The following is a 25476-nucleotide window of genomic DNA, read 5'->3' on the forward strand; positions in this document are numbered from 1 at the left end:
TATAAAAAATTATGAGAATAGATAAATTTTTGTGGAGTGTAAGATTTTATAAAACAAGAACCATTGCTACAGAAGAGATCAAAAAAAATAGAGTTAGCATTGGAGAGAATGTTGTAAAATCTTCAAAAGAAATAAAAGCAGGAGATGTTATAAAAATCAGAAAGAATCAAATAGATTACAAAATCAAAGTTATAGATATCCCAAAAAGTAGAGTAGGAGCCAAGCTTGTGGCCATGTATGTAATTGATATGACTGAAAAGGATCAATACGAAATCCTAAACATGAGAAAAGCATCTCAGGATTATTACAGACAAAAAGGCATCGGAAGACCCACCAAAAAAGATAGGCGAGATATGGATGGCTATGTGGATGATGGCTCTTCCGATGATATGGATAATGAAGATTGGGATACTTTTTTCAAAGAAGAGAAGGAAGAAGACTAAATTTTTAAGGCTTTTATAATCTCGTCGGAGATATTGTTGGGTTCTTTAGAATCTGTATCCACTGTTAAATGAGCTTTGGAATAAAAAGTATTCCTTTCAAAAAGATGTTTTGCGATAAACTCAGGAACATCAGAGTCTTCTAACTTCGAAATCAACGGTCTGGTGTGTTTTTGCAAGAGTACACGTTCTGTAAGTGTTTTTACAGAGCCTCTCAAAAACACACTTTTTGATTTTTCATTGATAATATCCATATTGTTGTAATAAACAGGAGTTCCTCCTCCAAGACTCAAAATTATATCCTCTTTTGAATTTAAAATTTCTTCTAAAATTCTTTTTTCCTCCTTTCGAAAGAAGATTTCTCCCTTGTTTTGGAAGATTTCTGCAATAGTTTGCTGATGCTCCTCAGAAATTTTCTGATCGAGGTCAATTAATTTAAAATTTATTTTTTGGCTCAAGTTTTTGGAAATGTGAGATTTACCACTACCCATGTAGCCTAATAGAGAAATGATCATATTTTTATTTTAAACAAAGTTCGAAAAAAATTTTGAGATTTAAAAAATAGCCCTATCTTTGCACCACTCTAAACGGAACAACATACGTTGCTAAGTTTAAGAAGTGGCCGACCTGGTAGCTCAGCTGGTAGAGCAATACACTTTTAATGTATGGGTCCTGGGTTCGAATCCCAGCCAGGTCACTTGCAAAAAGTCCGTAAGGATACGGTTTTTTTTGCCTGCGTGGTGAAATTGGTAGACACGCCATCTTGAGGGGGTGGTTTCCTAAGGATGTGCTGGTTCGAGTCCAGTCGCAGGCACTGCAAAGAAAAATATTATTTTAATTAAATAATCTAAGTTATTAATTAAAGTGGCCGACCTGGTAGCTCAGCTGGTAGAGCAATACACTTTTAATGTATGGGTCCTGGGTTCGAATCCCAGCCAGGTCACAATTTACGCAAGTAAATTTTTTTCATATTAATATTTTGTGATTTGGTGTAGAAGCTTCTTGTAAAAGAAGCTTCTTTTTTTGTCCAAATCCTCGGCTTAATCGAGGTGAAGATTGTCAATCAATCTTACGTTTCCAACGTTCACAACGATGAAAGCGCGGTAGTTTTTGTCGTTGGAAATAGAATTTACTTCTTTCAAGGTTTCCTCGTCTGCAATCATAAAGTATTCTAAATCCATTTCTCCTTGGTTGAAGATGTTTTCAACTTTTTCTTTAATATCAGAAATATTTAAGGTTTTTGTCCAGTCATTAACTTGCTTCAAAGTCTTATATATAATAGAAGAGGTTTCTTTTTCAATTTCAGAAAGACGCATGTTGCGAGAGCTCATTGCTAATCCGTTCTCTTCTCTATGGATTTTCACACCATGAATGTGAATGTCAAGTTCTAAAACTTTTACCAATTTTTCAATAATCTTCAGTTGTTGAAAATCTTTTTCTCCAAAATAAGCATTGTCTGGTTGTACTTGTCGGAATAATTCTTCTACAACTGTACCAACGCCGTCAAAGTGACCTGGTCTTGCTGCGCCTTCCATTTCATTTTCAATCCCTCCAAAATTGTAATGTTTTCTTTCCATTCCATCAGGGTAGATGTCTTCAACTCTTGGGATGTATACGGCATTTACAAGATTAGAATTCTCTAGTTTTTTTATATCAACATCAATGGTTCTAGGGTACTTTTCTAGATCTTCAGGATTGTTGAATTGTGTTGGGTTGACAAAGATTGAAGAAATAACTATATCATTTTTTTGTCTGGCTTCTTTGTAAAGTGAAATGTGTCCAGCGTGTAAGGCTCCCATTGTTGGGGCGAATCCAATTGTTTTGTTTTTCTCTTTTTGTGTTTTTATGTATTCGGAAAAAGTTTTTTTGTCGTAGAATACTTCCATTGTTTTATTGTTTTAATAGGTCAAAGGTAATTGTTTTTGGAAGTTCTGAGATAAGGTTGGGATATTAAAATTAGATCAAACCTTAGCAAAATAACCTTGTCTTATTATTTGAATTTAATTTTATAAAATCGAATCAACAATTTAATTATGATTATTTTCTGAAATTAACATTTTTTAATCTGTTAACTAGTTGATAGGTAGAGTATTTTAAATAAGAGTATTAATATTAATGAAAATAAATGTTTTGATTTAATTTTTTGTAATTTTGCAAAATGAAGATTTTATACTTCATCTAAAGTAAATTTTATGCCTAATCAAAAGATTTTATACGTTACTACAGAGATGTTCCCTTATCAAGAAGATACTAATATGGGAAGTATGGTACACAAAATGGCTCTTAAGATGCACGGGAGTGGTAACGATGTGAGGGTTTTTATGCCTAGATTCGGACAAATAAGCGAGAGGAAATTCCAACTTCACGAGGTAATCAGACTTTCTGGGATGAACATTATCATTAATGACCTAGATCAGCCTTTGATTATCAAAGTTGCTTCTTTGCCAGGAGAGCGTCTGCAAGTTTATTTTATTGATAACGAAGAATATTTCAAAAGAAAGCAGTTTTATTTTGATGACGAAGGGAAACCTTTTGAAGATAACAACGAGAGAGCTATTTTCTTTGCCAGAGGTGTTATCGAGACTATTAAAAAACTTAACTGGGTTCCTGATGTGATTCATTTGAATGGGTGGATGGCGTCTTTGATTCCTATTTATTTGAAGACTTATTACAAAGACGATACTTATTTCAATGATACCAAGATTGTTCTTTCTGTTTATAACGAAGATGATATAGAATTAAACAGTAATACAAAAGATGTCTTGGCTTTTGATAATATTTCTGATTTACAATCGTTAGATAATCCTAGCTTTTTGAGTTTTGTAAATGATAGCATGAACTATGTAGATGTGATTGTAAAAGGAAATGAATTCCTAGAAGAGAAACTTGAAGAAGCTTATGGAAAAGCAGAAGTTGAAAAATTGGATTTCTTGAATGCTGATTCTATAGCAACAGTTTATTAATACTATTTTTTTATAATGATAAAAATAAAAACTTTTATGAAGGTGATCCCATTATTCGTAATGGGAATTGTTGTTTTAAACTCTTGTGAAGGAGATTTGGATAATTTGGGATCACAGTTGGTAGATGCCAATGGAGCAGATGGTTACGATGAAGCATATAGTCTTATAGCATATAATATTGATAATGACGATGTTGTTCGCGCAGATGCTTCGAAATTGGATAGTGTTAGAATTGGTGCTTTTACTGAAGATGTATTTGGTATGCAAAAAGCATCTTACATTACTCAAGTTAGATTGAATACATACGATCCCGATTTTGGAACTAATCCAGTTATTGATTCTGTTGTTTTGACATTGAAGCCAAGATATGAAACAGCTTCAGATTCTATTACCACTACAACTAATGAAGATTATATCTATCCAGATGGAGCGGTTGCTGCAAAAAAAGTAGTAACGACTTATCCTGTAAGTAAGTATGGGAAATATAAATTAGGAGGAGAAAAAACTAAGTTTACTATTAAAGTAAATGAAGTGAGTGATTTCCTGGGAAGTACATCAGACTCACTTACTTCTAAAAAAGCAGTTGCTTTGGGTGCGGAATTAGGCTCGAAAGTTTTTGACGGGACTGTTAATTCTGTAGTTGTAACAAAGGATAGTGATGCTACTGAGTTGCTAAATAAAGATGTTTCTTTTAGAATGAAGTTGGATAGTTTATTCTTCCAAAATAAAATTATTGCTAAAAAAGGAGATCAGGTTCTAAAAGACGCTGCATCTTTTATTAGATATTTCAAAGGTCTAAGTATTTCTGTTTCTGAGAATGACGGTTATTTATTTTCAATGGCTCCTAATGATGCCGCAATTACCATTTATTATAAAAACGATGTGACTGCAACAGATGGAACTGTTACCCGTACTAAGGCAGAAACAGAATTGAATTTAGGTTCGTCCAATGTTCATTTAAGTAGTATAACATACAATAGAACAAATCAATCTTATATTACCGCTAGAAATAATGCCATCAAGATTGCTGATTTTAATAAAATAGAATCAGGGAAAAATTTAGTTGTTTCAACTAATAATTATGCTAAAGAATTGTATTTGCAAGGAATGGGTGGATCTAGTGCTGGGATTAGAATTCCTGCAGCAACAATTATAGCGTTGAAGAACAAGTATAAAAATGAAAAGATAGGCATTGTTTCTGCCAAGATACGACTTTACAATGACGCTGCTACTTGGAATAATAAGTATAAGAAACCTTCCAATATGTTGGTGAAAAATAGAGTTTTGAAAGGCTTTCTTCCAGATATGACCAGTTTGTCTAGTGCGGGATATTCTTTATTGAAAACTGCTAATCTGTCAACAGAAGATGCTTATTATGATATTGGAATCACGGCTTCTCTTAAAACAATAATCGAAGATGATACTTACAATCCTAACACTACTGATAGGGATTATATTATCAATCTTGGAAGTTATTTAACCGATACAACTACTGGAGTTTTGCTAGGACAATATTATAATACTAGAGCTTATAACCCTTATCGTGTAGTACTAAAAGGTACTGTTGATGCTCAAAATGTAGGTAAGCAAATTGACGCAAAATCTAGCAAAGAAGCTCAACTAAGATTAATTTATACAAAAAAATAAAAAACTTTTAATAATATGTGTGGAATCGTAGGATATACAGGTTTTCGTGATGCTTATGATATTGTTATCAATGGATTACGTCGTTTAGAATACCGCGGTTACGATAGTGCTGGCGTTGTTCTAGAAACCGAAAATGGTGAATTAGAAGTTAAAAAAACTAAAGGAAAAGTAGATGATCTTGTAGCTATCTCAAAAGTATTAAAGGGTACTTCCAAACTAGGGATGGGACATACGAGATGGGCTACACATGGTGTTCCAAGCGATAACAATTCTCATCCACATCTATCCAATAATGGGAAAATAGCATTGGTTCACAATGGTATCATAGAAAATTATGATACGATAAAAACAATGCTTATCAATAAAGATTTTGAATTCAAATCAGAGACAGATACAGAGGTATTGGTAAATCTTATTCAGTATTTTATGGATAAAGAACCAACCTTGGCATTTCCAGAAGCGGTTCGTTATGCTTTGAATGAGGTTTATGGAGCTTATGCAGTTTCTGTTATGCATGATGATTTTCCAGGACAATTAGTAGTTGCTAGATTAGGTTCTCCGCTTGCAATTGGTATTGGTGATAATGAGTATTTTGTCGCATCTGATGCTTCTCCATTTGTAGAATTTACAAAAGAAGCCGCGTATCTTGAAGAAGGACATATGGCTACTATTTCTCTCGAATCTGGTATTGACATCAGAACAATTAAAGAAAACGCTAAAATAGAACCAGCAATACAAGAATTAAGACTTAATCTTGAGCAGATAGAAAAAGGAGGTTATGAACATTTTATGTTAAAAGAAATATTCGAACAACCAAAATCTATTTTAGACACAATGAGAGGTCGATTACTTGTAGATGAAGGTATTATAAAAATGGCTGGTATTTGGGATCATTTGGAAAGATTAACCAATGCAGAAAGAATAATAATTATTGCTTGTGGTACCTCATGGCATGCAGGATTGATTGGAGAGTATCTAATTGAAGAATTTGCTAGAGTACCAGTAGAGGTAGAATATGCGTCAGAATTTAGATACAGGAATCCAATTGTTAATTCTAAAGATGTTGTAATCGCAATTTCTCAGTCTGGAGAAACTGCGGATACAATGGCTGCTATCAAATTAGCTAAAGAAAAAGGTGCTTTTGTATTTGGAATTTGTAACGTTGTAGATTCTTCGATTGCAAGATATACAGATGCTGGAGCATATACACATGCAGGTCCAGAAATTGGTGTTGCTTCTACAAAGGCATTTACAGCTCAACTTACAATTTTATCTCTTATCGCTATCAAATTAGGAAATCATAATGGTAATTTGGGTAAAGCCGACTTTATGAGGTTAATTACAGAATTAGAAGCTATTCCTAAAAAAGTAGAAGATGTTTTGAATTCTGTTGATAATACAGTAAAAGAAATTGCGAAGAATTTTGTAGATGCGACTAACTTTTTATACTTGGGAAGAGGTTATAACTATCCTGCAGCATTAGAAGGAGCGCTTAAGTTAAAAGAGATTTCATATATCCACGCAGAGGGTTATCCTGCAGCTGAGATGAAGCATGGTCCAATTGCTTTGATTGATGAGAAAATGCCAATCGTTATCATTGCACCAAAGATTGGACATTATGATAAGATTGTAAGTAATGTTCAAGAGATCAAGGCTAGAAAAGGAATTGTAATTGCTGTTATTAATAAAGGTGATGTTCAAGTTGCTGCAATGGCAGACTACATAATAGAGATTCCTGAGACTTCAGAATGCTTCTCTCCAATTTTGGCTTCAATACCTTTACAACTCCTTTCATACTATATTGCAGTTGAAAGAGGAGCTAATGTAGATCAGCCTAGAAACCTTGCAAAATCAGTAACTGTAGAATAATTTCATAGTTTATGAAATATTCTTTAACAAATTACGTTTTGAATAAAAATTGATAATTATTCATAAAAAAAATTATATATTTACCGCTTAATTTCTTTAAAATAGGATGAAAAGGATATTACTAATATTATTGTCAACATCGGTTATTGTTTCTTGTTCCAAAGGGAGCAAGGGAAGTGCTGGTAAACCCGGTCTTAAGGGTGAGCTTGTTCCAAGAGGATCTTCTAAATCGTTTATTGCAGATAGACCATATGGGATGGTTTCTATTCCTGGTGGATCTTTTGTGATGGGGATGGCTGATCAAGATTTTTCAGCTACGCCAGAAAAAGCAATGCCAAAAACAGTTACAGTATCTTCCTTTTTTATGGATGAAACAGAAATTACGAATGCTGAATATAGAGTGTTTATTAATGCTGTTAGAGATTCAATAGCAAGAGGTTTATTGGCAGAAGCTGCTGGCGAAGGTGGTGGAGAAGAAGGCGGTAACGGTGGTTCTATTGGAGATTTTGCATACGCAAGTAAAAAAACAGGAGAAGAAGCTACACCTTACCAATCGTATTTGGAATCACAAGGAGGCAGAGATGGAGATGGCGGTTATGACGAATCAAAAAAACTAGATTGGAAAGTGCCACTTCAATATAATACATCTGCTTATCCCGACGAAAAATATGCAGAAGTTTTGGAGTCTATGTATTTACCTAAAGAAAAAAGAATCAATAACGAAAGAATTATAGATTGGTCAAAAATCAAATATAATTATCAATGGGAAGATGTTATGTCTGCTGTAAAAGATAAAGACAGAAGCGCAAATTATCTTAAAAAAGAAAGTATTGCAATCTATCCTGATACTACAGTTTGGGTAAAAGATTTTAACTATGCTTATAACGAGCCATTGTTTGATCAGTATTTTTGGCATAATGCTTACAAAGAGTATCCTGTTGTAGGTGTTACTTGGGATCAAGCAAGAGCTTTTTGTGATTTCAGAACCAAAATAAAAACAGATTACAACAATAGTCTTAAAAAGAAAAAGCAAAAAGCCATGAGATTCCGCCTTCCTACAGAAGCTGAATGGGAATATGCTGCAAAAGGAGGTATTGAAAATGCTACTTATCCTTGGGGAGGTCCTTACTTGCAAGATGATAGAGGTTGTTACCTTGCAAACTTCAAACCTAAAAGAGGTAGTTATATAGAAGACGAAAAGAAAGGAAACTATACTTATACAGCTCCTGTTAGAAAGTTCCCTAAAAATGGATATGGATTATTCGATATGGCGGGTAATGTTTCTGAATGGACAGAGTCTCCTTACAGTAATTCTACATACGAGTTTTCTTCTACACTAAATCCTTATCTATCTAACCAAGCTTACAGAGAGGTTAAAAAAACTGTAAGAGGTGGTTCTTGGAAAGATGTAGGTTATCTATTGATGACCGGTTACAGAGATTGGGAAAGAAAAGACTCAGCTAGAAGTTATATTGGATTCAGAACGATTCAGGATATTCCTTCTGGAGCTGGGAAATTTAAAAGAACAACTAAATAATTAACTAACTATTACTAACTAAAATTTTTGAAAATGTTTAAAACAAAAGAATCAATAACGAATTTTGTTTATTCGTTCGGTGCTGCGATTGTAATCTTAGGTGCTCTATTCAAAATGACGCACTGGCACGTTGGTCCTATTACTGGTAACGTTGCACTTGCGGCGGGTTTGATTACGGAAGCTGTTATCTTCTTATTCTTTGCATTCGATCCACCAGCTAAAGAAGAACATTATGCGTGGGAAAATGTATATCCTGAATTGCTAGACGAATCTGCTGAAAGACGGCCTAAAAAAGTGATTGCTAAAGTTGAAAACAAAGAATTAGAAGTTTCTCTATCTAGCAAACTTGATCAAATGTTAGCAGATGCTAAACTAGATGTAAGTTTATTCGAAAGATTAAGAGGTGGAATTGATAAGTTTTCTTCTTCTGTAGATCAAATCAACCAAACCGTTGATGTTTCTGCTTCTACTCACAAATATAATGAGCAATTGAACCTTGCTGCTTCACACCTAGAAAGCATGAACGCACTTTATGCACTTCAATTAGAGCACGGTCAAAAACAATCAGAATTCAGCAAAAAATATGTAGAAGATATTCAAAAATCTGCTGCTCAATCTGAGAAATTCAACGAAGAATTACAAGGTTTAACATCTAATCTAAATAACCTTAACAGAGTTTATGGTGGTATGCTTAGCGCAATGAAGTCTTAATCACTATCATTTTAATTATTGTTTAACATTTAAATTATTTTAAAATGGCAGGAGGTAAACAGACACCACGTCAGAAGATGATTAACCTGATGTATTTGGTTTTCATTGCAATGCTTGCAATGCAAATCGATCAGGAAATCATCAGATCATATAAAGATACAAACGACTCTTTAACTAATACGAGAGAAAAAATTGTAGAGGAAAAAAATAAAATTTTCTATACTACACTTAAAGCTAAAGCTGTAACTTCTCCAGAGATTTACGGACCTCTCCAGTCTCAATATGAAACTTTATCTAGTAAAACAGATGCTTTAGTAAGTTTAATAGAGACTTATAAAGGAACGATGAGTAAGCAGGCTGAATATAATTCAGATTTGCCTGTTGAAGAAAGTTTTACCGCTCTTAATAATACAGAGCCAGCGACGACTTTGTTTTTCAAAGACGGTGATGAGAAAAATTCTTCATCTCAAGCGGCTGATTTAAAAGCAAAAGTAGATGATTTAAGAAACTTTATTGTTTCTACTTTTTCAAGCAATTCTCAATTAAAAGATGTTGCTGATAGAGCAAATAAAAATCTTTGGGCTGAATTTCAAAAAGATGATAAGCGTGCAAAAAGTGGGAAAAATTGGTTTCAATATAAATTTTATAACCAACCTTTAATTGCTGCATTATCTAATCTTGAATTAATTGAATCTGAGGCTAGAAATCTTCAAGCTGATGCTGTAGCAACAATGCTTCAAGAGAAAGTAGATGCTGATATTAAATTTGATCAGTATGAAGCTTTGGTCTCTGGTCCTAGTTCTGTAATGAAAGGAGAACCGGCTCAAATTAAAGTTGCAATTGGAACTTTTGCTAGTTCTGTTCCTGGTTTAGCTATTTCTGGAGCTAAAGTGGTTAATGGACAAGGGATTATTACACCAAGTACAGGTTCTACTGGAGAACAAAAATTCCAAGGTAATATATCATTTACTGATATAAATGGAAAAGTTCACACACTTCCTTATGCTCACACTTTAAATGTGGTTTCTGGCTCAGAAGCGCTTAAAGAACAAAGTGGTGCAATTTTAGCAGCTGATAAAATGAACGTTCTTTATAGAGGACTTTCTAACCCAGTTTCGGGTTCAATCTTAGGAGCAGATCTTAGTGCAACTACTTTATCAGCAGCTGGAGCTTCTGTAAGTGGAAGCAGTGGTAAGTGGAATGTTACACCTGGCGCAGGTAATGAGGTGACTCTTACAATTGCTGGAAAGTCACCTAGTGGAAAGACAATTTCTCAACCATTCAAATTTAGAGTTAAAAATATTCCTCCACCAAGAGGTGAAATTAGAGGTAAAGGTTACGATGTAATGCCTGCGAATATGATTTCGAAACAAACGTTGACTGCAACGCTTAAAGATTTTGATTTCCCAGTTTCATTTAATGTCGTAAGCTTTAAAGTTAAAGTACCTGGTAAAGCCGTAATGTCTGTAAACGGAAATTCTTTGGCACCAGTTGAATCTTTAACTAAAGGGTTAAGACCTGGTGACAACGTCGCAATCTTTGATGTTCAAGCAACAGCTCAAGGACTAAGCGGTGTAGTACTTCCTAATATCAGCGGTGTAGTTATTAGTGTACTATAAATTTTAAAACAAGTTTTTTATCTGATTGATTTTTTATTTCAATACTTATTATGAAAAAGATTATATATAGTTTAATTTGTCTTTCCTCTACAATGGCTTTTGGACAAAATAGCATTCTGAATGCTAATTCTCCTCAGACATTCAGAGAAGATCGTGAGATTAAGAAAGATAGTATTACACCTCTTAAATATGGTTTTATCGAAGATAAAGACATATTGAGAAGCATGGTTGTATGGGAAATTATTGATATGAATGATAAAATCAATCAGCCTTTCTATCACAATGCTGATGGTCTAGTTTCTCAAAATAAATCCCTTTATCAGGTTTTATTAGACGCGGTTAATTCAGGTAAAATTAAAGAAGTTTATTCTGGTGATGATTTTACAAGTAGATTAACTCCAGAAGGTATCGCAGCCGCAACGTCTGTTCCTATGGTTGATGATTATTTCACAGAAATAATGAACGCTAATAAAATTGAAGATGCAGAAGCTCAAAGACTTTTGAAATATTTTACTTCTCTGAAAGGTGCTGGCAACAAACAAGTCGATGGGATGTTTATGAAATATTCTACAAGACTTGCGGATGTTTTGGAATATACAGGAACTGCACAACCAGAAGCTACAGAAGAAACTGTCACTACTGGAAAAGGCAAAAAGAAAAAAACTGTTAAAAAGACCACTAAAGCACCAACTATCGAACCTGGAACAATGCTTGTTAACTTAGACGGTTCTTGGTATAAAATCAAAAAAAGTGATGTTGAAGCCAACGTTGGTTTTTCTGAAACTAGTACCGAGAAAGTTAAAGCACTTAAGTTGATGGGAATGTGGTATATCGATAAAAGAGATACTCAATTAAGATATAGACTTCTTGGAATTGCGGCGATGGGTGAAGATCCTAACTCTGCTATTTTGAAAGCGGAAAGAGCTAGACAAATGCAGGAATCTGGAGCTCCAGTAGATCCTTCCATCCTTAATGAAGCTAGTGATTTAATCGATCTTTTCTGGATTTATTATCCGGATGCAAGACAGGTTTTGTCTAGCAACTACATTTTCAATGCTAAGAACTCTACATCTGATATTACTTTTGATGATGTTCTTAATGCAAGAAGATTTTCAGCAATTATCTATAAAACAGATAACGGAATGGGAAGAGGCGGAAGCGGAATCATCGATGAATATATCCCAAATGATGCAGAAGGACAATTGGAAGAAAGTGACAGAATCAAAGCTCAGATTCTTCAAATGGAAAATGATATGTGGAATTACTAATATTTCTCATAGTCCAAATAAAAAAACCTAAGTATCTTTACTTAGGTTTTTTATTTTTATGGAACAAGTAGATTATATCATCGTCGGAGCAGGTTATGCAGGACTCTTTTTTGCACATCAATTAATAAAAGAAAATAAATCTTTTAAGATTTTTTATGACGGCAATATTTCTGCTTCTCAAATTTCTGCTGGTGTTTGTAATCCTGTTATTCTGAAAAGGTTTACGACATTTTGGAAGTCTCAAGAGCAAATCGATTATCTTGAAGTTATCTTTAATGAAATCGAAAAGTATCAGTCCAAAAAATATCTTATTGATGAAAATGTGGTTCGGATTTTTCATAACAACTCCGAGAAAGTTCAATGGAAGAAAAATTCTGAAAAAGAAAACTTACATTCTTTTCTTAATAATGATTTTATCAAACTTGATAGCGTAAAAAATCCTTTCGAAGCTGGAAAAGTAAATCATTCTGCAAGATTGAATGTAACTGAGTTTTTTCAAGATATGCTTAATTATTTCGAAGAGAATAATTATTTAATCAGAGAGAAGTTTGACTATGATTTAATTAATATTGAAAATAATTCCTACAAATATCTATCATTTAAAAACCTAGTTTTCTGCGAAGGTGTTGCGAGCAATTATAATCCTTATTTTAAAGAAATTCCAATTAAACCAAATAAAGGACATTGCTTAAAAGTAAAACTTAAAGAGAAACCTGAACCTTACATTATCAAGAAAAAACATTTCTTGTTCAATCTTCAAAATGATGAATATTATTACGGCGGAACTTATGACCGTTTTGATAACTCAGATGATATCAACAAAGCATCTTTTGAGGAACTAGAAAATGGACTTCGCGAATTATACAAAAACGATTTTGAAATCAAAGATATTAATTTTGCTTTTCGAGCTACCGTTGCTGACAGAAGACCAATTTTAGGAAGACATCACGAGCATCATAATTTTTATATTTTTAATGGATTGGGAGCGAGAGGTGTTTACAACGGAAGTTATTTTTCCAAAGTTCTTTTTGATTACTTAGAAAACGATATTGAACTCGATTCTGAAATTGATGTGAAAAGATTTTACTAATTTAATTAACAAAATTTAAATTATACTAATTTGGTCAGATTTCAATGAATTGTTAAATTTGCATTTCGGATAATATCTAATAATGATGAACGAACTAAAAGAAACTTACCAAAAACTGATTGATGAAAACATTGAATCAAAATCGATAGAAGAAGTTCTGGAGATTCTGACGAATACTTTTCCCGTTGAAGTTTGCTTTTCCACAAGCTTTAGTTTCGAAGACCAAGTGATTACGGATTATGTGAAAAATTCAGAAATCAAAGTTTTCACGTTGGACACAGGTCGTCTGTTCGAAGACACTTACAACACTTGGAATTTAACTAAATCCAAATACAAACTTCCAATCAAAGCTTATTATCCAAATCCCGAAGAATTAGAACCTTTTATTCAGGAAAATGGACCTGATTCTTTTTACAGGTCTGTGGAGAACAGAAAAACTTGTTGCGATATTAGAAAAGTTCATCCGTTAAAAAGAGCTTTGAAAGGCAACAAAATTTGGATTACAGGACTCAGAGCCGAACATTCGGTGGCAAGAGAAAACCTTTCTCAATTCGAATGGGACGAGTCCAATCAAATTATCAAATACCACCCAATTCTCTTCTGGACAACTGAACAGGTGAGAGATTATATCAAGAAAAATAATATTCCTTATAATGTTTTGCACGACAAAGGTTTCGTCAGCATTGGTTGCGCACCTTGTACACGTGCGATTCAAGCGGGCGAAGATTTTCGTGCAGGTCGCTGGTGGTGGGAAGATGCCAGCAAAAAAGAATGTGGACTGCACGTTCACAAATAACAATTAATTAAGATTAAAATGTCAAAATATCATTTGGATTATCTGGAGCAGTTAGAATCCGAAGCCATTCATATTTTCAGGGAAGTTGCGGGTCAGTTTGAACGACCTGCTTTGCTTTTCAGCGGTGGAAAAGACAGTATTACGCTGGTTCATCTTGCGCTGAAAGCTTTTCGCCCGGGGAAATTCCCGTTTCCGCTAGTTCATATCGATACAGGTCATAATTTTCCCGAAGTTCTGGAATTTCGCGATCAATTAGCAGAACAAATTGGCGAAAAACTGATTGTAAGAAAAGTTGAAGATACCATCAAAGAAAAAGGATTGACCGAACCAAAAGGAAAATTGCCAAGCAGAAATGCTTTGCAGACTTTTACACTTTTGGATACGGTAGAAGAATTCGAATTCGATTGCTGTATTGGTGGCGGAAGACGAGATGAGGAAAAAGCCAGAGCTAAAGAAAGAATTTTCTCCGTTCGTGATGATTTTGGACAATGGGATCCAAAACTTCAACGTCCTGAACTTTGGAATACTTACAACGGGAAAATCCACAAAGGAGAGCAGGTGAGAGCATTTCCAATCAGTAACTGGACAGAGTTAGACGTTTGGAATTATATTCTGAAAGAAAACATTCAATTACCTTCAATTTATTTTTCTCACGAGAGAGAAGTTCTGAATCTCGATAATCAATTCATCGCAATGAACGAGTTTGTGAATCTGGAAGAAGGCGACATTGTAACCACAGAAAAAGTACGCTACAGAACGGTTGGCGATATGACTTGCACCGCCGCAGTTTTATCCGAGGCTAATAATCTGGAACAAGTGATTGCAGAAATTATTACCACAAAAACCAGTGAACGAGGCGAAACCAGAATAGACGACAGAACTTCAGAAGCTGCAATGGAAGACAGAAAGAAAGCCGGATATTTTTAGGAGCCGAGAACCTGCTGTCCGCTATATCTTTTGCTTTTTCATATATGAAAAAAGCAAAAGGATGCCGCTACCATCAGGGCTATGAGCAATTCTATGGTTAGATGATAACCATTCAACATTAACAATTAACCATTACAATAATGGACATATTAAGATTTATAACTGCAGGAAGTGTAGATGACGGAAAAAGCACACTGATAGGCAGGTTATTATACGATAGCAAAAACATTCTGATAGACCAATTAGAAGCAGTTGAACGCGCCAGCAAATTCAAAAATGACGGAACTATCGATTTGGCATTACTGACAGACGGTTTGAGAGCCGAGCGTGAACAAGGAATTACAATTGACGTTGCTTACAAATATTTCTCAACACCAAAACGTAAATTCATCATCGCAGATGCGCCGGGTCACGTTCAATATACCCGAAATATGATTACAGGAGCCAGCAACGCCGCTTTAATCATTATTCTAATTGATGCCAGAAACGGAATCATAGAACAAACCAAAAGACATTCAATCATTGCATCTTTACTTAACATTCCGAATGTTGTGGTTGCGATTAATAAGTTGGATTTAGTTGGATATTCGGAAGAGATTTTCAACAATATTAAAGAAGACTATTCCAAAATGGCAGAACAGCTATCTTTGAATAATGTTGTTTACATTCCAATCTCAGCTTTGAACGGAGACAATATCGTTGACAAATCCGAAAACCTGAATTGGTACCAAGGAAAAACTTTACTCGATTATTTGGAAACTGTTGAGCTGGAAAATACAATCAATTTGGATAAAGCGAGATTTCCTGTTCAATACGTGATTCGTCCTCAGACAGAAGAACTTCACGATTATCGTGGATATGCAGGAAAAATCACCAGCGGAATTTACAAAGTTGGAGATTCGGTAACGATTTTACCTTCCGGAACTGAAAATAAAATTTCTGCAATTGAAGCTAATCAAAAACAAGTTGAAGAAGCATTTGCTCCTCAAAGTGTGGTTTTGCATTTGGAAAATGATGTGGATATCAGCCGTGGAGATTTGATTGTAAAATCTGATGACCTTCCAAAAATCGAGCAGGAATTAGAAGTTCTGGTTTGCTGGATGGGTGACAAACCTTTGAAATCCGGCTCAAAATATTTGATTCAAAATAACACAACTCAAGTCAAAGGAATCGTAAAAGACATCGAATATAAATTGGATGTCAATACTTTGGAAAAACAAGAAGTGGAGCAAGTTTCACTAAACGAAATTGTAAAGCTTAAACTCAAAACTGCAAAACCATTAGCTTACGATTCTTACAAAGATTTGGCTTCCAATGGCGGAATTATCTTTATCGATGAGACAAGTTTTGTAACAGTTGGTGCAGGATTGATTCAGTAATTGTAACATTGTCAGGCTGAGCTTGTCGAAGTCTATTTAAAAATTAAAAATTTGACATCAAAAATTTCACTTCCGGTTTTCATCAACGCATCGACTAACAAAATCTTGATTGTCGGCGGTGGAAAATTAGCTTCGGAACAGTTGAATGATATTATGCAGAATATTCCAGATGCTAATATCAGCGTCCTTGCAAAAAGACTTTCCGATGATATCAAAAACCTGTTGCTGGAAAATACATCGGTCAAAATTATCAACGAAGATTTTGATGATTCTTATTTGGAGATTGCAGATTTGTTCATAGTGGCGACAGAAGATTATGCCCAAGACCAATTGATAATTAATAAAATTAAGGAAAGAAAGAATCTATATTTTGCGCCTAGTCTTCCTTCAGATAATGATTTTTTCTTTCGAGGAAATAATGATAATCAAGACAGAAAAAATCTTTTCTTCATTAATGGTGAAAAGAAATGGCGAAGAATTGCAAGTATTTTTTTCTTTGCTTTTGTAATTTTATTAATAGGAAATATTCTATCATTTTACATCGGATTCAATGATTTAGAAGTCGCATATCAATATCTGAATCATAATACGGACGAACGATTTTTCTGGTTATTCTTGGTTGGATTTTTAGCTCAATTAATAGACGGTGCTTTGGGAATGGGTTACGGCGTGACTTGTACTGCGGCGCTTTTGTATATTGGGATTCCGTTACCTGCAATCAGTAGTAGTATCCACACGGCTGAGATGTTTTCGAGTGGCGCTTCGGGGTTCAGTCATTACAAATTCGGGAATATTAATAAAAAATTATTCAAGAATATATTAATTCCAGGTGTGATTGGAGCGGTTTTAGGAGCTTTGTTGCTATCATATTTTGGAGAAAAATATGCCGGAATTATCAAACCGATTTTGGCGACTTATACATTCATTCTTGGAATCAGAATTCTCTTTAATGCATTTAAGAAAAATAAAAAACGTAAAAAGACAAAAAGAGTAGGTTGGTTAGCCGGAGCTGGCGGATTCTTAGATTCTTTTGGTGGTGGTGGTTGGGGACCTTTGGTAACTTCAACTTTAATTTCAAAAGGAAAAACACCCCGTTATATCATCGGAACAGTCAGCTTAACCGAGTTTTTCGTGACATTCGCCAGCGCATTGACATTCTTTTCAGTTATCGGAATCAGTCATTGGCAATTAATTGCAGCCTTGATCTTAGGCGGCGTTCTTGCAGCGCCAATTGCGGCAAAATTAGCCGGAAAATTACCTTTGAAAGCAATGTTCATCGGAGTTGGATTAATGGTAATTATCTGGAGCTTGAATGTTCTTTTGAAGACATTCCATTTAATCTAAATTTCCTGTCCAAACTGCAAGATAAAACCATTGTTGTCATAAATGGCGAACTCGCGCATTCCCCATTCAAAAGTTTCTAATTCGTAACAAATTTTGGCGACAGATTTTAAGCTCTCCCATATTTCATCAACATTCTGAACATTGATGTAAAAACTTCCTGTAAAGTTAGGTTTTATGAAAACGGATTGCTGATTTGGTTTGGCAAACATCAGTTCCACATCATCTCGCAAAACCGATGCCCAGCCCCAATCATCGTTTCTTTCCCCGATTTCAAAACCGAGGATTTCTGTATAGAATTCCAATGTTTCTTCAAATTGATCAGTCCAAAGAATTGGTCTTAAAGAATTAAATTTCATTTAAATAAATGTCAGTTACAAAATCATAATTTCAGTTGCTGATTTCAAAATTAATCCTGAAGTTCCAGCCAACGCATCTCATATTCTTCCAATTTTTCAGAAAGCGATTCCAAATCTTTTGACAATTTGGAGATTTTGTCATAATCAGATTCGTTGTTGAGTTGTTCCAAAATTTCTGCTCTTTTTTCTTCCAATTTTGGCATTTCTTTTTCGATAGTTTCAAGCTCACGTTGCTCTTTGAAAGATAATTTCTTTTTGGTTGGTTGAGTAGTGGTAATAGTTGGAGTCTCTACTTCTTTCGGAGTTTCAACCTTTTCAACTTTCGGAGTTTCAGGTTTTGAATTTTTATCTTCCGATTTCAGATGTTCACGATATTCCGAAAAATTCCCAACAAATTCTTTGATTTTTCCTTCGCCTTCAAATGCCAAAACGTGGTCCACAATTCTGTCCATAAAATAACGGTCGTGCGAAACTATAATCAAACTGCCTTGGAAATTCTGAAGAAAATTTTCTAAAACCGTTAAAGTTGGCAAATCTAAATCGTTTGTAGGCTCATCAAAAATCAGAAAATTCGGATTTTGATAAAGGATATACATCAGGTGCAGACGACGTTTTTCTCCTCCTGAAAGTTTTGAAATAGGCGAATATTGCGTTTGGTCATCAAACAAGAATAGTCTCAAAAACTGAGAAGCCGAGATTGTTTTTCCATTCGCTAAAGGGAAATTTTCACCAATTTCCTTAATGAAATCAATGACTCTTTCATCTTCTTTATATTGAAGTCCTTTCTGAGCAAAATATCCGAATTTAATCGTTTCTCCGGTTTCAATTTCCCCGGAATCTTTCGGTTCAAAACCTTGAATGATATTCAGTAAAGTTGATTTTCCTGCACCATTTTTTCCAACGATTCCAACTTTTTCACCTCTTTGAAATGAGTAAGAAAAATCTTTAAACAGAACTTTTTCTCCAAAACTTTTGTTGATGTCCTTAAGTTCAAGAATCTTATTTCCTAATCTTTTCATTTCGAAATCCAATTCCAGAGCTTGTTTTCTAGTATCGGTTTTCGCTATTTTTTCAGTTTCGTAGAAATCGTCTTGTCTTGATTTAGATTTTGTTGTTCTCGCTTTTGGTTGACGTCGCATCCATTCCAATTCCTTTCTGTAAAGATTTTGTGCTTTATCAATTGTAGTGTTTAGATTATCCTCACGAATCATTTTATTCTCAAGATACGTCGCGTAGCTTCCATTGTGGAGATAAAGATTGCCATCTTCCATTTCCCAGATTTTATCACAAACTGCATCCAAGAAATAACGGTCGTGCGTCACCAGAAGCAAAGTGATTTTGGCTTTACTCAAATAATTTTCCAACCATTCTACCATTTCTACATCAAGGTGGTTGGTCGGCTCATCCATTATCAGAAGCGTGTGACGATGTTCCGCTCTGGTTTCAGTCAAAAGTTTCGCTAATGCAATTCTTTTGATTTGACCTCCCGAAAGTGTTCCCATTTTCGCTGATAAATCTGTGATTTTAAGCTGAGAAAGAATTTGTTCCATTTCATTTTCCAAATCCCAGGCTTTATGGATTTCCATCTCAGCTAAAGCCGTTTCCATATCATCCGGATTTTCTGAAGTCAATGCATGATGATACTTTTTCAAAGCCAAAATCGGTGCGGAATCCAAAGTCATCATAAACTCATCCACAGACAATTTGGGGTCAAAATCAATCTCTTGGTCAAACAAAACAACCTGAATATCTTTATTGATAACCACATCTCCGCCATCAGCAATTTCTTTTCCCATAAGGATTTTCAAGAGTGTAGATTTTCCACTTCCGTTTTTGGCAACGATGGCAATTTTGTCGCCTTCGTTCACGTGAAAAGTGATGTTTTTGAATAAAACTTTTACTCCGTAAGATTTGCTAAGATTTTCTGCAGAAACGTAATTCATTTTTAAGAATGATAATTGATGATTGATAAATGATTTGCAAAAATACGCTTTTGAAATTCGATAACTCCTTTAGAGTAGATTAAAAATTGAGAAAACTTTAACTAAAGAATCATTTCATTTAACCTTTCTTTGAGAGATTGAAAAAAAGAAAATTCAGAAGTTTGTGTCAAATTAATTTCAATGAAAAAAATCAACTTTATCTTTGCATTATTCGCAATCTTATCTTTTCACGCACAAACTATTTCTGGAACTGTTATTTCAAAAGATGATAACCAACCTGTTCCTTACGCGAAAATCGGAATCGTGAATAATAATTTTGGAGTTCAGGCAGATGAAAATGGGAAATTTCAAATCAGGCTGGATGATATTTCGAAAGATAAAGAACTGATAGTTGCAGTTGCCGGTTACAAACAATTCCGAAGTTCTGTAGAAGACTTTGTGAAGATCAATCCTCACAATATCTATTTATACGAAAAAGTGACGAATATTCAGGAAGTTGTCATTACACCTCAAAATTATAAGGAGAAAAATCTGGGCATCAACAGCAAGTCAAAATCTATGATGTTCACACCGAATATGGAAAAGGGAAATTCTGTAGTGGAAGAAACAGCGGTGGAATTCAGTTCCAATAAAAAGCTGAAGATTACAAAAATCAATATGAATTTTTCCAGATTCGAATCGACTACGCCAATCAAAGTTCGTTACACGGTTTACGATGAAAAAGATGGAAAACCGAATAATCTGATTTTGGAAAATGATATTATCGCAACCATCAGCAAAGACAATTTACAAGACTGGACTTTTTCTATAAATGTAAGCAAAGAAAATATTTGGCTTGAAGGAAAATTCTTTGTTGGGATTCAATTTATCGGCCAATCCAATGGTAAAGTGGCTTTGAGTGGAGCCTTGTTCAGGTCTGGTTATTACCGTTCTTTTTATGGAAATTGGGAGAAAATCGGAATAGCGGCACCGGCAATTAATATCGATGTGAAAGTTCAAAAGTAAATTCTAATCAATCGTCAGCATTTTCAAAGACCACAGATTCCCGTTATAAATATCCAAATCTACTTTTGAATTGATGCCGTAAACAATTCCGTTTTCTGAGAATTGCCAAAACTGCCATTCATCATCAGGAGAAGGTGTCGGAACATCATTATAGTTGGCTAACCAAAGCGGATAATCATCGAACTCACCTTTCAAATAATCTTTGTAATAATGATAATAAGTGTAGATAATAGGTTTTTCACCGTAAGTATCTTCCATTATTTTAATCCAAACTTTGAGGTCAGAAACCAATTGTTCTTTTGATTTTTTTCTCGGATTTTTTTCAATATCGAGAATTGGCGGAAGGTCACCTGATTCTAATTTTGCGACAGAAAGAAATGAATTAGCCTGCATTACAGGGTCTTCATCAGGACGATAAAAATGATAAGCACCACGAATCAAGTTATGTTGTTTTGCAGTTTCCCAAAAATGGTCAAAGTTTTTATCCAATTTTCGGTTTCCCATACTGGCTCTCAGAACTACAAATTTCAACGGAATTGTTCTGTTTCCGATGCTCAAACTATCCCATTGGATATCTTCTTTTCTTTGATAATGAGAAATGTCAAAACCAAAAGTTTGATTAGAATAGAGTCCGATTATTTTCTCGATTCTTTGGGATTCGGTTTCTGTGTTTGAGAGTTTTTTATGCTCAAAATGTTTTCCAAGATAGTAAGCGAAGTAATAATTGATTTTCTGCCTTAGATAAAAACCTGTTCCTAACAAAGCAATACACAGTATAATCAACAAAATCCAACGTTTCTTGATGAATGTTTTTCTTCTTTTCTGATGGATTTTTCTTTTGGAAGCTGGATTTATCTTGGACATAAGTTTTGCAAAAATATTATTTTTATTAATTGAAATGTTGAAGAAAATTTAGTTTATGAAATTTAAATCCAGATGAATATTTTTGGCTTATTTTATGCTATATTGTAACATTAATTTTAAAATATAAAAAACGATGAAAAAGAGACTATTATCATTAGCTGCAATTCTTTTTGTAGCAGTTGCAATGAACGCTCAAACTGTAAAAGAAGAAGTAAAAGATGATGCTAAAACTGTTGGTAAAGCTGTGAAAAAAGGTGCTAAAGCAACTGGAGAAGGCGTAAAAGACGCTGCAAAATGGACTGGAAAAACAGTAGAAAAAGGTGCTGATGCAACCGCTGAAGGTGTGAAAGATGGTGCGAAATGGACCGGAAAGACTGCAACAAAAGGTGCAAAAGCTACAAAGAAAGGTGTGAAAAATGCTGCTAAATGGACTGGGAAAACAGCCAAAAAGGGAGCAAATGCTGTAAGTGATACTTACAAAGATGTAAAAGATGACATCAAAAAGAAAGATTAATATCTGTTAAATCAATAGAAAGCAACTTCAAAGTCTGAAGTTGTTTTTATTTTTTTGTAACAAAACTACTGTGAATTGAACTAACTGAAAAGTGATAGTCTTATAAAATCACTATATTCGTTAATAGAAAATAAAAAATTAAAATGAAAAAACTTATTGTATCGTTTGCACTTTCTCTTTTGTTTGCTGCAAATATGATGGCTCAAAATGTCCCAACTGCGAAACAAGTTATTGATAATTATGTGACTGCTCTTGGTGGAAAAGCAAAATTGGAAGCTGTGAAAACACTTTCTATGAAAAATACTATCAGTGTGATGGGAATGGAAATGGAAGGTACAACGGTGAAAAAAGATAACAAGTTCAAGTCAACTCAGACGATGATGGGGCAGGAGATGGTTCAGGTTTTCGATGGAGAGAAAGGTTATGCTAACCAAATGGGTCAAAAAATGGATTTCCCGGCTGACCAAGTTGCAAAACTGAAAACTTCAAAAATAATCGAAGCGCTTGGAATGGATGCTGCAAAAATCAAAACTGTGGAGAAAAAACAGATTGATGGAAAAGATTTCTATGTGCTTTCTTCTGATGATACTAAATCTTATTTTGATGTAAAAACAGGATTGCTTACAAAATCTGAAGGTGATAAAGGTGTAATGACTATTGCTAAATATGCTGATGTTGACGGAATCAAATTCCCAGAAGAAATGTCTGTGGATGCAGGTGGACAACAGATTGCAATCAAAAATTCTGATATCAAAATCAATCAGCCAGTTTCTGATGATGTTTTCAAAATTGAATAATTTTTGAATTATATTATAAAAAAAAGAATCCAAATTTGGATTCTTTTTTTGTTTTATGAGTTGTATTCTTTTTCCCATTCTTCGGCGGCTTCACAAAGTGTATTGTAAAAATCCAGGCCGTATTTTCTAATCAACGGCTCTTTCAAAAACTGAAAAATCCTAACCTGTAATTCCGAACCCAGCGTACAAGCATCACTACAAATATCCCATTCGTGATAGTTGAGTGCAGAAAAAGTTTTGTACTCGTTCACACGAATTGGATAGAGATGACAAGAGATTGGTTTTTTCCAATCCACAGCGCCATCTTCATAAGCCTTTTCTATGCCACATTTTGTAGTTCCTTTTTCGTCAAAAATCACATAAGCACATTCGCTTCCATTGACCAAAGTTGTTACATAACCTCCGTCATAATCATCAATGACCCAAGTTCCCTGCTCTTCAATCGCTTTTACGCCTTCTGGTCTTAGGTAAGGTTTTACTTTCGGGAAAATTTCGTCAAGGATTGGCAGTTCATCTTTATCGAGAGGAGCTCCTGTGTCTCCATCTACACAACAAACGCCTTTACATTTGGTAAGGTTGCAGACAAAACTTTGAGCAAATATATCTTCTGAAATTAATTTATCATCTATCTGAATCATTCGACATCCATTTTAAATTTTATACAAAATTAACGATTTTAAAGATTGCAAGCGTAAAGACAATGATCCAAAGTCCCAATTCCTGCATCCAATATTTGGGTAAGAAACGTAACATTCTGCTGATAATGATGCTTGAAGGCAAAGCAAGAAGCAACAGATATTCGTAGTTGGTTCCCATATAAAAAATAATCGTAATCAACTGAGCAAGAGAGAAAACAAGAACAAATGTGTATTTGTATCTACTGATTGGACTTTTCTCATTGTAATGTTTGAAATGGTCGGAAAGCGAGTAGAGTAACATCAGCGCAATTGGAATCAAAATATATAATGGAAAGTAAGAATCTAACGGTTCAAATTTTCCATAAAAAGGCAGATAAGTCTTGTCCCAAGTCGTGTAATGAATGAGGTACATCAATCCGAAATAACTTAGAACAATCAAGGTAATTCCAAATAATAGTCTGAAAATATTAAGTCCAATTCTCCCCGAAGTTCCTATAATATGGAAAATCACAAAAACACCCATTGGCCAGCTTGGCGGGAAAACCAAATAATTGAAAGCCAGAATTGAACCTACGAGCATAAAAGAACTTTTTCTCAATTGGTCGTTTTGGCTGGTGAGAATTAATAATAAAATTGAGCTCATCAGGAAAGTAAAAGCCAATCCTAAATCAATAGTTCCATCATAAAAAGAAGCAACAAAAATTGTGTAAAGAAAAAGTGGAAGATGCGAAAACTGATTCAGCGCAATCGCATTGAATAAAAAATATCCTAAACTGATTCCCATAAATGTAATTACCGATGGAAAAACATCTATGTATTTGAAATCTAATAAATTAAGTGATAAAAATATCAGGAACAAAAAGCCGATATAAAGCGGAACAGAAAAAATATTGCTTTCTTTAGAAAGTAATCGAAACATTTTTTATAAATTTGTGCAAAGTTAATTTAAAAAAAGAAAAATATGACATCTTTCTGGTTAGCATTAAGTGCAGCATTCAAATGGTCTTTTGGTTTCTTCGACCTTACTGCTAATGTTTTGAATTGGATTTTATTCCTGGTAGCTTCTGGATTTTTCTGCTACTGGTGCTACATTTTGGTTGTGACTTTAGGTGCGCAAAAAGATAAAGATTATTTCTCTCCTACGGAAGGGAAGAATCCTTACTATGATCCAAAAATTTACAAAAACGAAGGTTAAATAAATTGATTATATTTATAAAAAACCCGTCTTGTTATTGCAACGAGACGGGTTCTTTTGTTTTTAAAATCTATTAATTATTTGGGATTTTAATCCTCATCGTGACAAGGAACAACCAAAACCGGAATTTTTGATTTTCTTGTAATTTCCTTTGTTAAACTACCGATAAAAACGTCATAAACACCACTTCTGCCGTGAGAGCCAATTACAATATAATCAGCATTTTTCTCATCAGAGTATTCTAGAATTGTATCACCAGCAATACCTTGTTTAAGGATGTGAGTGCAATTCACGCCTTGCGAAATTACTTTTTCTTCTAATTTGTTAAGTGCTTTCAGTTCAAATTTGATTTCATTTTCCTCAACTTCAGGGAAATATTGGAAACCCATATCACCAATTACAAACCCGATGTCCGTTGCAGCAACATGGATTAGGGTAATCTCAGCATTTACATCTTTCGCAAAACTTACAGCATAATCTACCAATTTGTCGGAGCTGTCAGAAAAATCTACGGGTAAAATAATTTTTTTCATAATCTCAAGGTTTTATAGCGTTTATAGGTTATAGAAAAGCA

At 34.3% G+C, this 25476-nt stretch carries 25 protein-coding genes and 3 tRNA genes; 20 read left to right on the plus strand and 8 right to left on the minus strand.

The annotated features are described in order from the left end of the window. Window positions 1-11 precede the first annotated feature (11 nt). Window positions 12-443 carry an RNA-binding S4 domain-containing protein gene (locus tag RTY06_RS07230; RefSeq protein ID WP_312823873.1) on the plus strand — a complete coding sequence of 144 codons (432 nt, stop codon included), beginning with the start codon at window positions 12-14 and terminating at the stop codon, window positions 441-443. Here the strand turns inward: RTY06_RS07230 and RTY06_RS07235 are convergent. After that, window positions 440-955 (minus strand): shikimate kinase, encoded by a 516-nt coding sequence (locus tag RTY06_RS07235; protein ID WP_312823874.1) that lies wholly within the window; start codon window positions 953-955, stop codon window positions 440-442. The genes RTY06_RS07230 and RTY06_RS07235 overlap by 4 nt on opposite strands. Before the next feature lie 109 nt (window positions 956-1064). Here RTY06_RS07235 and RTY06_RS07240 point away from each other — a divergent pair. From RTY06_RS07240 to RTY06_RS07250, 3 genes are all read left to right on the plus strand, one after another. After that, window positions 1065-1137: transfer RNA gene (locus RTY06_RS07240), tRNA-Lys, on the plus strand. Window positions 1138-1171: 34 nt separating this feature from the next. Then, window positions 1172-1254: transfer RNA gene (locus RTY06_RS07245), tRNA-Leu, on the plus strand. Between the two features lie 56 nt (window positions 1255-1310). Beyond that, window positions 1311-1383, plus strand: a tRNA-Lys gene (locus RTY06_RS07250). A gap of 97 nt (window positions 1384-1480) precedes the next feature. Here the strand turns inward: RTY06_RS07250 and panC are convergent. Continuing rightward, window positions 1481-2326 (minus strand): pantoate--beta-alanine ligase, encoded by an 846-nt coding sequence (gene panC, locus RTY06_RS07255; protein WP_312823875.1) that lies wholly within the window; start codon window positions 2324-2326, stop codon window positions 1481-1483. 306 nt (window positions 2327-2632) lie between these two features. Between panC and RTY06_RS07260 the strand changes: the two genes are divergently transcribed. The 12 genes from RTY06_RS07260 to RTY06_RS07315 all read left to right on the plus strand — a co-directional run bounded on the left by RTY06_RS07260 (window position 2633) and on the right by RTY06_RS07315 (window position 17590). After that, entirely contained in the window at window positions 2633-3403 is a 771-nt protein-coding gene (locus tag RTY06_RS07260; protein ID WP_312823876.1) for a glycogen/starch synthase, read from the plus strand. Between the two features lie 15 nt (window positions 3404-3418). Further along, window positions 3419-5050: a DUF4270 family protein gene (locus RTY06_RS07265; protein ID WP_312823877.1), complete on the plus strand. Its 1632-nt coding sequence runs from the start codon at window positions 3419-3421 to the stop codon at window positions 5048-5050. Between the two features lie 15 nt (window positions 5051-5065). Then, window positions 5066-6919, plus strand: coding sequence for a glutamine--fructose-6-phosphate transaminase (isomerizing) (gene glmS / locus RTY06_RS07270; protein WP_312823878.1), 1854 nt, complete (start codon window positions 5066-5068; stop codon window positions 6917-6919). A 106-nt stretch (window positions 6920-7025) separates the two neighbouring features. Further along, on the plus strand, window positions 7026-8456 hold the full coding sequence (gene gldK, locus RTY06_RS07275; protein ID WP_116031796.1) for a gliding motility lipoprotein GldK: 1431 nt from the start codon (window positions 7026-7028) through the stop codon (window positions 8454-8456). Window positions 8457-8489: 33 nt separating this feature from the next. Beyond that, window positions 8490-9167, plus strand: a complete 678-nt coding sequence (gldL, locus tag RTY06_RS07280) for a gliding motility protein GldL (RefSeq protein ID WP_312823879.1) — start codon at window positions 8490-8492, stop codon at window positions 9165-9167. A 44-nt stretch (window positions 9168-9211) separates the two neighbouring features. After that, window positions 9212-10786 carry a GldM family protein gene (locus RTY06_RS07285; RefSeq protein ID WP_312823880.1) on the plus strand — a complete coding sequence of 525 codons (1575 nt, stop codon included), beginning with the start codon at window positions 9212-9214 and terminating at the stop codon, window positions 10784-10786. 50 nt (window positions 10787-10836) lie between these two features. Next, window positions 10837-12054, plus strand: a complete 1218-nt coding sequence (gene gldN / locus RTY06_RS07290; protein WP_312823881.1) for a gliding motility protein GldN — start codon at window positions 10837-10839, stop codon at window positions 12052-12054. A 58-nt stretch (window positions 12055-12112) separates the two neighbouring features. After that, window positions 12113-13144 carry an NAD(P)/FAD-dependent oxidoreductase gene (locus tag RTY06_RS07295; protein WP_312823882.1) on the plus strand — a complete coding sequence of 344 codons (1032 nt, stop codon included), beginning with the start codon at window positions 12113-12115 and terminating at the stop codon, window positions 13142-13144. An 82-nt stretch (window positions 13145-13226) separates the two neighbouring features. Then, window positions 13227-13940: a phosphoadenylyl-sulfate reductase gene (locus tag RTY06_RS07300; protein WP_312823883.1), complete on the plus strand. Its 714-nt coding sequence runs from the start codon at window positions 13227-13229 to the stop codon at window positions 13938-13940. Between the two features lie 18 nt (window positions 13941-13958). Further along, the gene (gene cysD / locus RTY06_RS07305; RefSeq protein ID WP_312823884.1) at window positions 13959-14867 is read left to right on the plus strand and encodes a sulfate adenylyltransferase subunit CysD; all 909 of its coding nucleotides are present in this window, start codon (window positions 13959-13961) and stop codon (window positions 14865-14867) included. A gap of 140 nt (window positions 14868-15007) precedes the next feature. Next, window positions 15008-16246, plus strand: a complete 1239-nt coding sequence (locus tag RTY06_RS07310) for a GTP-binding protein (protein WP_312823885.1) — start codon at window positions 15008-15010, stop codon at window positions 16244-16246. Between the two features lie 51 nt (window positions 16247-16297). Beyond that, the gene (locus RTY06_RS07315) at window positions 16298-17590 is read left to right on the plus strand and encodes a TSUP family transporter (RefSeq protein ID WP_312823887.1); all 1293 of its coding nucleotides are present in this window, start codon (window positions 16298-16300) and stop codon (window positions 17588-17590) included. On the opposite strand, the gene RTY06_RS07320 is transcribed toward RTY06_RS07315, so the two are convergent. Together RTY06_RS07320 and RTY06_RS07325 are read right to left on the minus strand one after the other, a co-directional pair. After that, a complete protein-coding gene (locus tag RTY06_RS07320; protein WP_312823889.1) occupies window positions 17587-17946 on the minus strand; it encodes a VOC family protein in 360 nt (119 codons plus the stop codon). The two genes, RTY06_RS07315 and RTY06_RS07320, sit on opposite strands and share 4 nt — an antisense overlap. Window positions 17947-17996: 50 nt before the next feature. Continuing rightward, window positions 17997-19889: an ABC-F family ATP-binding cassette domain-containing protein gene (locus RTY06_RS07325; protein WP_312823891.1), complete on the minus strand. Its 1893-nt coding sequence runs from the start codon at window positions 19887-19889 to the stop codon at window positions 17997-17999. A gap of 180 nt (window positions 19890-20069) precedes the next feature. Between RTY06_RS07325 and RTY06_RS07330 the strand changes: the two genes are divergently transcribed. After that, a complete protein-coding gene (locus RTY06_RS07330) occupies window positions 20070-20894 on the plus strand; it encodes a carboxypeptidase-like regulatory domain-containing protein (RefSeq protein ID WP_312823893.1) in 825 nt (274 codons plus the stop codon). Between the two features lie 3 nt (window positions 20895-20897). Here the strand turns inward: RTY06_RS07330 and RTY06_RS07335 are convergent, their stop codons facing one another. Further along, a complete protein-coding gene (locus RTY06_RS07335) occupies window positions 20898-21758 on the minus strand; it encodes a GH25 family lysozyme (protein ID WP_312823894.1) in 861 nt (286 codons plus the stop codon). 133 nt (window positions 21759-21891) lie between these two features. On the opposite strand from RTY06_RS07335, the gene RTY06_RS07340 reads away from it, so the two are divergent. Beyond that, window positions 21892-22272, plus strand: coding sequence for a hypothetical protein (locus tag RTY06_RS07340; protein ID WP_312823895.1), 381 nt, complete (start codon window positions 21892-21894; stop codon window positions 22270-22272). Window positions 22273-22415: 143 nt separating this feature from the next. Next, window positions 22416-23069: a hypothetical protein gene (locus tag RTY06_RS07345; RefSeq protein WP_312823897.1), complete on the plus strand. Its 654-nt coding sequence runs from the start codon at window positions 22416-22418 to the stop codon at window positions 23067-23069. 53 nt (window positions 23070-23122) lie between these two features. Here RTY06_RS07345 and RTY06_RS07350 read toward each other — a convergent pair whose 3' ends face one another. Both RTY06_RS07350 and RTY06_RS07355 read right to left on the minus strand, forming a co-directional pair. After that, window positions 23123-23707, minus strand: coding sequence for a DUF3109 family protein (locus RTY06_RS07350; RefSeq protein ID WP_312823898.1), 585 nt, complete (start codon window positions 23705-23707; stop codon window positions 23123-23125). Window positions 23708-23726: 19 nt separating this feature from the next. Next, window positions 23727-24626, minus strand: coding sequence for a DUF6427 family protein (locus RTY06_RS07355; protein ID WP_312823899.1), 900 nt, complete (start codon window positions 24624-24626; stop codon window positions 23727-23729). 42 nt (window positions 24627-24668) lie between these two features. Between RTY06_RS07355 and RTY06_RS07360 the strand changes: the two genes are divergently transcribed. Next, on the plus strand, window positions 24669-24902 hold the full coding sequence (locus RTY06_RS07360) for a hypothetical protein (RefSeq protein WP_116031754.1): 234 nt from the start codon (window positions 24669-24671) through the stop codon (window positions 24900-24902). 89 nt (window positions 24903-24991) lie between these two features. Here the strand turns inward: RTY06_RS07360 and RTY06_RS07365 are convergent, their stop codons facing one another. Beyond that, complete coding sequence (locus RTY06_RS07365; RefSeq protein WP_312823904.1) at window positions 24992-25435, minus strand: universal stress protein; 444 nt, start codon at window positions 25433-25435, stop codon at window positions 24992-24994. Window positions 25436-25476 lie beyond the last annotated feature (41 nt).

It is taken from the genome of Epilithonimonas sp., assembly GCF_032055105.1.
Lineage (GTDB): Bacteria > Bacteroidota > Bacteroidia > Flavobacteriales > Weeksellaceae > Epilithonimonas.

Coding starts and splice junctions, on each gene's coding strand:
- RTY06_RS07265 (WP_312823877.1), top strand. CDS start 3,419: ATGATAAAAATAAAAACTTTTATGAAGGTGATCCCATTATTCGTAATG.
- RTY06_RS07285 (WP_312823880.1), top strand. CDS start 9,212: ATGGCAGGAGGTAAACAGACACCACGTCAGAAGATGATTAACCTGATG.
- RTY06_RS07235 (WP_312823874.1), bottom strand. CDS start 955: ATGATCATTTCTCTATTAGGCTACATGGGTAGTGGTAAATCTCACATT.
- RTY06_RS07360 (WP_116031754.1), top strand. CDS start 24,669: ATGACATCTTTCTGGTTAGCATTAAGTGCAGCATTCAAATGGTCTTTT.
- RTY06_RS07310 (WP_312823885.1), top strand. CDS start 15,008: ATGGACATATTAAGATTTATAACTGCAGGAAGTGTAGATGACGGAAAA.
- RTY06_RS07300 (WP_312823883.1), top strand. CDS start 13,227: ATGATGAACGAACTAAAAGAAACTTACCAAAAACTGATTGATGAAAAC.
- gldN (WP_312823881.1), top strand. CDS start 10,837: ATGAAAAAGATTATATATAGTTTAATTTGTCTTTCCTCTACAATGGCT.
- panC (WP_312823875.1), bottom strand. CDS start 2,326: ATGGAAGTATTCTACGACAAAAAAACTTTTTCCGAATACATAAAAACA.
- RTY06_RS07330 (WP_312823893.1), top strand. CDS start 20,070: ATGAAAAAAATCAACTTTATCTTTGCATTATTCGCAATCTTATCTTTT.
- RTY06_RS07260 (WP_312823876.1), top strand. CDS start 2,633: ATGCCTAATCAAAAGATTTTATACGTTACTACAGAGATGTTCCCTTAT.
- RTY06_RS07345 (WP_312823897.1), top strand. CDS start 22,416: ATGAAAAAACTTATTGTATCGTTTGCACTTTCTCTTTTGTTTGCTGCA.
- RTY06_RS07230 (WP_312823873.1), top strand. CDS start 12: ATGAGAATAGATAAATTTTTGTGGAGTGTAAGATTTTATAAAACAAGA.
- RTY06_RS07295 (WP_312823882.1), top strand. CDS start 12,113: ATGGAACAAGTAGATTATATCATCGTCGGAGCAGGTTATGCAGGACTC.
- RTY06_RS07335 (WP_312823894.1), bottom strand. CDS start 21,758: ATGTCCAAGATAAATCCAGCTTCCAAAAGAAAAATCCATCAGAAAAGA.
- RTY06_RS07325 (WP_312823891.1), bottom strand. CDS start 19,889: ATGAATTACGTTTCTGCAGAAAATCTTAGCAAATCTTACGGAGTAAAA.
- RTY06_RS07340 (WP_312823895.1), top strand. CDS start 21,892: ATGAAAAAGAGACTATTATCATTAGCTGCAATTCTTTTTGTAGCAGTT.
- cysD (WP_312823884.1), top strand. CDS start 13,959: ATGTCAAAATATCATTTGGATTATCTGGAGCAGTTAGAATCCGAAGCC.
- RTY06_RS07350 (WP_312823898.1), bottom strand. CDS start 23,707: ATGATTCAGATAGATGATAAATTAATTTCAGAAGATATATTTGCTCAA.
- RTY06_RS07365 (WP_312823904.1), bottom strand. CDS start 25,435: ATGAAAAAAATTATTTTACCCGTAGATTTTTCTGACAGCTCCGACAAA.
- RTY06_RS07355 (WP_312823899.1), bottom strand. CDS start 24,626: ATGTTTCGATTACTTTCTAAAGAAAGCAATATTTTTTCTGTTCCGCTT.
- RTY06_RS07320 (WP_312823889.1), bottom strand. CDS start 17,946: ATGAAATTTAATTCTTTAAGACCAATTCTTTGGACTGATCAATTTGAA.
- gldK (WP_116031796.1), top strand. CDS start 7,026: ATGAAAAGGATATTACTAATATTATTGTCAACATCGGTTATTGTTTCT.
- gldL (WP_312823879.1), top strand. CDS start 8,490: ATGTTTAAAACAAAAGAATCAATAACGAATTTTGTTTATTCGTTCGGT.
- glmS (WP_312823878.1), top strand. CDS start 5,066: ATGTGTGGAATCGTAGGATATACAGGTTTTCGTGATGCTTATGATATT.